The sequence below is a fragment of the Leptospira interrogans genome (assembly GCF_900156205.1).
Taxonomy (GTDB): Bacteria; Spirochaetota; Leptospiria; order Leptospirales; family Leptospiraceae; genus Leptospira; species Leptospira interrogans.
Window position 1 is genome coordinate 144,577 of the sequence record NZ_FTNA01000008.1, and the last position, 7,433, is coordinate 152,009.

Here is a 7,433-nt window from a genome sequence, read left to right on the forward strand (position 1 = left end):
AGAATACTTGGATCAGATTGTTTCAAAAATTTGAATATTTTAATCCATTCTAAAATGTCGTAAATCCCAAATTTGCGTCATTTTTAAGTATCGTTATTTTTTCGAAAACCTGATCGTTAATAACTTGGTATCATTTTCATGCGCCAGAGTAATAAAACAAACGGATAATTCTATTTGCCAATAGTAGATAAGGAATTTTCAATAATTCTAATGTAGGAATCCTTACATCCGATTTTTACTTAAAAAAATAATTTTAGAATATTCTAAATCAAGATCAAATCGATTTTAATTTACAAAACTCACAATATAATTTTCCACTCTTACACTAAATCCAATAGAGTTGTTGAAAAATGAATTCTTCATCTTATTTTTGTTTCATGAAATGGTTGAGTGAAGCAGTTCTGTGAATCGCCGCTATGGAATTTTTCAACAACTCTAATATACTCAATAATAGGCTCCGTAAATTCTGAAACAAATCTGCATTTAAAAACAATTTTGGATATTCTATTCTATAACTCTGAGTAAATCTCTCAATCAACTTGATTTCGTCTTAAAAAGATTGTTTAGAAATTAGAATCCTCTAAAATTAGCCAACCATGCCTACTATCATGACTCATACCGCGGTTCCAATTTCCATTTGGATCATGCTCGGAAAAAGAATCATTCCATTACGACTTCTTATTGTTGGAATATTTTTTGCGATCTTACCAGATGTGGATGTGGTGACATTCAAATTCGGAATTCCTTACGAAAGCGATTGGGGGCATAGAGGATTTAGTCATTCGATTCTATTTGCATTCTCTCTTTCCGTTTTGGCGAGTATTCTGGTTCGATGGTTTTGCGCAAGAATCGAAGTCGTATTTTCATTTTTATTTTTGTCGATTTTGTCCCACGGAGTTTTAGACGCGATGACAAGCGGCGGACTTGGAATTGGTTTTTTCATTCCCTATTCCTCCAAACGATTTTTTTTCGATCAGAGACCGATCAGCGTTTCGCCCATCGGGATCAAAAACTTTTTAACCGCAAGAGGACTAGAAGTCTTGCGATCTGAACTGTTTACGGTATGGATTCCGTTGTTATCCATTGCAATTTCAATTTTTTTAATACGAATTCTAATTCGTCGGATTAACACACGCGCCAAATATTAAAAAAACAGAATCTACTCTGCCGGAGTTTCGACAAACTCAAGAAAAACGTTCAAACAATCCGCAAAACAACCATATCGTAGGATAAAATACGATGGCGTGTTTCAAGTGGCGAGTTAGGTGCTAGGCAGTATAGTTCCACAATGACCTTGCCTAGTAGAGGTTGCTCCCTCCCTATCAGCACTCGTCCCGAAATCTGAAAAAAAATTGTAGGAGTTCCCACAGATTAAGTCTCTTGGGCCGTTTTTTAGGCTTCTTGAACGATTTTCTAATCGTTTAAAAACGCTGGAGTTCCTACACTGGGCGATTTAGAGACAAGCGCTCCATTCCCAAAAAATCCAAAAGCCGTTTCAAGGAATCGATCATGAATTTCCAATCCATAAACATTCGTTTAAATAAAAGACTCATGATTCTTTTGATTCTGATCTGTTTTTCCTGCAAACTACAAGCCCAATCTAACGAAGCGCAAACATATTATCGTAATATAACAGAGGCTCTTAAAAATCCACAGAATGTTCGAATTCTGAATTTGAGCGGTAGCAAACTCACAACCCTTCCGGGAGAAATCGGAAAACTGCAAAATTTACAACTGTTGAATTTAGATGATAACCAACTTATAGCTCTTCCGAAAGAAATTGGAAAACTTCAAAATTTACAACAATTGCATTTGAGTAAGAACCAACTCATGGCGCTTCCAGAAGAAATCGGACAACTTCAGAATTTACAAAAGTTGAAATTGTATGAAAACCAGCTTACGGCCATTCCCAAAGAGATTGGACAACTACAAAATTTACAAGAGCTGAATTTGGCACATAACCAACTCGCAACTCTACCAGAAGACATCGAACAATTACAAAGATTACAAACATTGTATTTGGGTCATAACCAATTTAACTCCATTCTCAAAGAGATTGGACAATTACAAAATTTAGAATCATTAGGTTTGGATCATAATCAACTTAACGTCCTTCCCAAAGAAATTGGACAACTTCGAAATTTAGAATCATTAGGTTTGGATCATAACCAACTTAACGTCCTTCCCAAAGAAATTGGACAACTTCAAAATTTACAAATATTACATTTGCGTAATAACCAACTCACAACTCTTCCCAAAGAAATCGGGCAGCTTCAGAATTTACAAAAGTTACTTTTAAATAAAAACAAACTCACAACTCTTCCCAAAGAAATTGGTCAGCTTCAGAATTTACAAAAGTTGAAATTGTATGAAAACCAACTTACAACCCTTCCGAAAGAGATTGGACAACTACAAAATTTACAAGAGTTGGATTTAGATGGTAACCAACTCACAACTCTACCAGAAAACATCGGACAATTACAGAGGTTACAAACGTTGTATTTGGGTAATAATCAACTTAACTTCCTTCCAAAAGAAATTGGACAACTTCGAAATTTAGAATCATTAGATCTGGAGCATAACCAACTTAACGCCCTTCCCAAAGAAATTGGAAAATTGCAGAAGTTGCAAACCCTGAATTTGAAATATAATCAACTTGCGACTCTTCCCGAGGAGATCAAACAACTAAAGAACTTAAAAAAGTTGTATTTGCATAACAATCCACTTCCATCGGAAAAAATAGCAAGAATTCGAAAATTACTTCCCCAATGTATTATTTATTTTGAATGAAAATCAAATTGGAGAATTTTATGAAACCGAATTTAATACGACAACGCTGTTTTCAAAAAGTGGAAATCCTTTTTTTAATATTTGTATGTTCCCTTACGCAATTCCATGCGGAAGAAAATCACAAAGGAAGTTATACAAATTTAACCGAGGCTCTTAAAAATCCGAATGAGGTTCGGATTTTAGATTTAAGTAGAAGCAAACTCAAGATTCTTCCGAAAGAAATCGGGCAACTGCAAAATTTACAAATCCTGAATTCAGAAAATAATCAACTCACGACCCTTCCCAAAGAAATCGGAAAATTGCAGAACTTGCAAGAGTTACATCTGCAGAATAACCAACTCACAACCCTTCCAGAAGAAATAGGGCAGTTACAGAATTTAAAAGTATTACATTTGAACAATAATCAACTCACTACTCTTCCAGAAGAAATCGGAAAACTACAAAATCTACAAGAGTTGAATTTATTTGTTAATCGACTTAACATCCTTCCAAAGGAAATCGGACGACTACAAAATTTACAAGAGTTATATTTGTCTCTTAATCGGCTTACAATCCTTCCCGAAGAAATTGGACAATTAGAGAGTTTACGAAAGTTGAGTTTGGGTGGTAAGAATAAGCCATTCACGATTCTTCCAAAAGAAATCACGCAGCTTCAGAATTTACAAGAGTTGCATTTGAAATTTAACCGGCTCACGGTCCTTCCCAAAGAAATTGGACAACTTCAAAATTTGCGGATATTAGATTTGTATCAAAACCGACTCACGATTCTTCCGAAAGAAATCGGGCAACTCAAAAATTTACTAGTATTGGATTTGTCTGGTAACCAACTTACAATTCTTCCGAAAGAAATCACACAACTTCAGAATTTACAAGAATTGAATTTGGAATACAATCGATTCGAAGCTTTTCCAAAAGAAATCACACAGTTTCAGAATTTACAAGTGTTGGATTTGTATCAAAACCGACTCACGACTCTTCCAGAAGAAATTGGACAATTGCAGAATTTACAAAAGTTGCATTTGAGTAGAAACCAACTTACGACTCTTCCGAAAGAGATTGGACGATTGCAAAAGTTAGAATCATTGGGTTTGGATCATAATCAACTTGCGACTCTTCCCGAGGAGATCAAACAACTAAAGAACTTAAAAAAGTTGTATTTGCATAACAACCCACTTCTATCGGAAAAAATAGAAAGAATTCGAAAATTACTTCCCCAATGTATTATTTATTTTGAATGAAAACCAAATCGGAGAATTTTATGAAACAATTTATCATCGTATTACGCTATCTCGTTTCAATCGAAACTGTAGATAAACACGTAACCGCACATAGGGAATATTTATCTCAAGGATACGAACAAAAAATATTACTCGCATCCGGACCACAAGAACCTAGAACCGGGGGAATTTTCATTGCGAGAGCAAAGTCCCGCAATGAAATGGAATCCTTTTGTCGCCAAGATCCTTTTTATAGCAACGGTGTCGCTGAATATCAGATCTTAGAATGGAACCCGGTAAAGTTCCAAAAAGAATTTGAATTTTGGCTTTAGATCTTACCCAGTTCGTAGACGTCTACGGGCTCTTCTCTTCCTTTTACATGGATAGAAGAAAGATGTCTACCTGGAACCGTATCTTTAATATCGTCGTAAACGGCTTGAGTCACTAAAAGTTTTGTTCCAAACTCTTTATTCAAAGACTCTACTCTAGACGCTAGATTAACTACGTCTCCGATAATTGTATATTCTTTTCTAGCTTCAGAACCTACGTTACCCGTCATTGCTTCTCCAGTATGAAGTCCGATACCAATTTGAGTCTCTGGAATTTTACCTTCCTGATTTAAGAATTCTATTTTCTTAAGAAGTTCTAAAGAAGCCTCAACCGCATTTTTAACGTCGTTACCTCCGTCTGAAATGGGAGCCCCAAACACAGCCATAAACCCATCTCCAAGAAACTTATTGATCATACCGTTGTGCACGTTTACAATATCAATCAAATGACTAAATATATAATTTAGATAATCGATCACTTCGCCCGGAGGTCTCTTTTCAGAAAAACGAGTAAAATTGCGAATATCTAAAAACATTACACATACCCTTTTAAACTCTGAAAAACTTTCGTTCTTCTGTTCTAAAAGTCTATCTACTACGTCCGGAGAAACGTACTGTCCAAACATTCCTACTACTTTATTCTTTTCTTGAACCGCAGACATCGCAGAAATCAAAGAACGTTTCAATTGGATACCTACAAGACCCGCTGCAATCCCGCTAAAGAAAAACAATAGAGATTTAGAAATAAAAGGAGCCACGGAATTAAAAAAGTTGATCGGCATCGGAATCGGATTTTGAGGAATATAAAGAATCGCTAATACTAAAAGTTCTGCTCCGGCTACAAACCCAGTAAATGCGCTCAACCAAAATTCAAGTCGGAGGACCGAAAGAATGATAAATATAAAAAAAGTCAAAACCGCGGGAGAATAAAGAGGAATTAAAGGAGACGCAAAGGCTCCTATATTAAACCAAAGTAATAAACCTACGGAAGAAATTTCAATGAGTACGTTTCCGAATCTTGCAACGGAAAAAACACCCTTTCTTTTTTGAAGAAAACGATTAAACACACGATTTATGATCAATTCATAGATCGCAGTTCCTAAGTTCACTCCTAAAACGGCGTAAAAAGGAAAGTGGCCTCCCGTTTCTTTTACGATCCATTCGTGAAAAACAACAAATATGACCGACATAATAACGGACGTAGAGGCAAAGAAAATAAAAAGAATTTTCGTTCGAATGATTTCACTTTTTAGGATTTCATAAGAAAGAGGATCCATCGTTGGTTTTTTAAATTTCTTGGTCAATTCTTGGATTGGATTCACCATTTTTTTTTAGCTCCGATTATTCTTTAGCCGGATGATTATAAACGATCCGATCAAAGTTGGAAATAACTTTTGAAAGTGTTATAAAAAAGAAAACCATAAATCCTAAAAGTAGTTAAAAAAGATTTAAAAAATCAATAAAAACGTAATGAATCTTACTAACGTAAAATCGAATTCATCAGAATCTTCCCAGAAAAGTTCTGTCTCTAAACACACGTAAGTCAAAATCAACGAACCTAGGAACATTTTAGAAATATATTTCATTTCCAAAATGTAGATAAGATGTTTCTCACGAACCCATACGAGATTCAAAATTTTGTCTCTAAACGTATCTGGAAACAGTAGTTTTCTAAAATCAATTTCAAAGAATCTTGAAGTTAAGACCTTTTATAACATAGATTCTATTTAAAAAAACAGTAGTTCCTATATCTATAATTAGGTTTTAAAACTGTAATTTAGAAATTTTGTGTGAGTTCCCACAGATTACATTATCATGGCAGACTTTCGAACGGTCTACTTAAAGAGTTCCTACAATCTTGTAAACTCAAACCTCGTCTCGTGAGCGCTCACAGGTTTTTGGGACGATTTACTACTCGAACGCATGAAAAGAATACTATGTTGTGCTTGTTTCAAAACTTAAAATGTGGAATCTTACACAAAAAAGCCAACGATTTCAAGTTAGATATAATTTTTTGAGAATTTCTGCGCCTTTATAAAATTGCCCATTCATTTTCTGGTATTATTCTCATGCACCCGATTTCTTAACTTATACTTTTAAAAATCTAAAAAAATTCAGAAATCGAAACTCAAATCCAATTTTGATTTTCCAGTAAAAACTTCTGCATCTGAATTCCAAAATAAGAATCCAATCCTTCTATCATCACGGAATCTAAAAGAAAATCTAACTCCTCTTTCCAGTTGTTTCTTTTGACTCTTCCCTGCCTTAAAACTTCCCATTTTATAAAAAGTTTTTGTTCGGCAAGTCGTCTTTGCGCTTGATTGAGTAAATGAGAACTTAATAATTTTAAAATAGAGTAAATTCTAAAACGATCCATAGCAGGATACTGAAAAGAAAGTTGATCCTTATGTCCCCCATATCGAACGAGTAAAAATTCATCCAAAAGAGCAACAGTAGTTTGAGAAGTTAGCCGTAACCAAAGATCATAATCCTCGCAAGCGGGAAGTCTTTCGTCCATTCCTCCTTGGTTCTGATAGAGTTCTTTTCTTAAAAGAACTGAAGATGGGGTAATACTACAAAATTCCAGACTTTGTTCAAAGATTTCTCCATCCTTTTTTAAAAGTCGAATTGGGGGATTTACCCTTCTTCCGTTTCGAATCCAAATCTCTTGGGACTGAAGAATTTCAGTTTTCGGATGTTCTTCTAAATGTTTCCACTGTTTCTCTAATTTTTCAGACAACCATTCATCGTCTGAATCCAAAAACGCAATCCACTCTTCCTTTGCATTTTCCACTCCCCAATTTCTTGCATGACTTACTCCCTTATGCTCTAAAGACAGAATTCGGATTTTATCCGAAAACATTTGCTGAATTTTAGAAATTGTACAATCAGTTGATCCGTCGTCCACTACGATGATTTCTTTCGGTGGCAAGGTTTGGTTCAAAACGGAAGAAATTGCATTGAGTATTTTATTTTCCCGATTATAAGTAGGAATTACGACAGAAATAGGAACAGTATTCATAAGTTAAATAGCTTCTACAATTTCAAAGTCCCACTGTAAAATCTCAAGTTGTAAGAGTTCCCACAACTTCAAAGT

At 34.9% G+C, this 7,433-nt stretch carries 7 protein-coding genes; 4 read left to right on the top strand and 3 right to left on the bottom strand.

The window, feature by feature from the left end; genetic code table 11:
- Window positions 1–596 precede the first annotated feature (596 nt).
- The 4 genes from BW942_RS09130 (at window position 597) to BW942_RS09150 (ending at window position 4,339) form a co-directional block, all read left to right on the top strand.
- A complete protein-coding gene (locus tag BW942_RS09130) occupies window positions 597–1,148 on the top strand; it encodes a metal-dependent hydrolase (protein WP_001142304.1) in 552 nt (183 codons plus the stop codon).
- Between the two features lie 361 nt (window positions 1,149–1,509).
- Entirely contained in the window at window positions 1,510–2,790 is a 1,281-nt protein-coding gene (locus BW942_RS09140) for a leucine-rich repeat domain-containing protein (protein WP_001011107.1), read from the top strand.
- Window positions 2,791–2,810: 20 nt separating this feature from the next.
- A complete protein-coding gene (locus tag BW942_RS09145) occupies window positions 2,811–4,028 on the top strand; it encodes a leucine-rich repeat domain-containing protein (RefSeq protein WP_002144337.1) in 1,218 nt (405 codons plus the stop codon).
- A gap of 20 nt (window positions 4,029–4,048) precedes the next feature.
- Window positions 4,049–4,339, top strand: coding sequence for a YciI family protein (locus BW942_RS09150; RefSeq protein WP_000808563.1), 291 nt, complete (start codon window positions 4,049–4,051; stop codon window positions 4,337–4,339).
- Here BW942_RS09150 and BW942_RS09155 read toward each other — a convergent pair.
- The 3 genes from BW942_RS09155 to BW942_RS09170 form a co-directional block, all read right to left on the bottom strand.
- Window positions 4,336–5,661: an adenylate/guanylate cyclase domain-containing protein gene (locus BW942_RS09155; protein ID WP_000247973.1), complete on the bottom strand. Its 1,326-nt coding sequence runs from the start codon at window positions 5,659–5,661 to the stop codon at window positions 4,336–4,338. The two genes, BW942_RS09150 and BW942_RS09155, sit on opposite strands and share 4 nt — an antisense overlap.
- 123 nt (window positions 5,662–5,784) lie before the next feature.
- Window positions 5,785–5,970: a hypothetical protein gene (locus BW942_RS09160; RefSeq protein ID WP_001055219.1), complete on the bottom strand. Its 186-nt coding sequence runs from the start codon at window positions 5,968–5,970 to the stop codon at window positions 5,785–5,787.
- 494 nt (window positions 5,971–6,464) lie between these two features.
- Window positions 6,465–7,358 (bottom strand): glycosyltransferase family 2 protein, encoded by an 894-nt coding sequence (locus BW942_RS09170; RefSeq protein WP_001099029.1) that lies wholly within the window; start codon window positions 7,356–7,358, stop codon window positions 6,465–6,467.
- Between the last annotated feature and the right edge of the window lie 75 nt (window positions 7,359–7,433).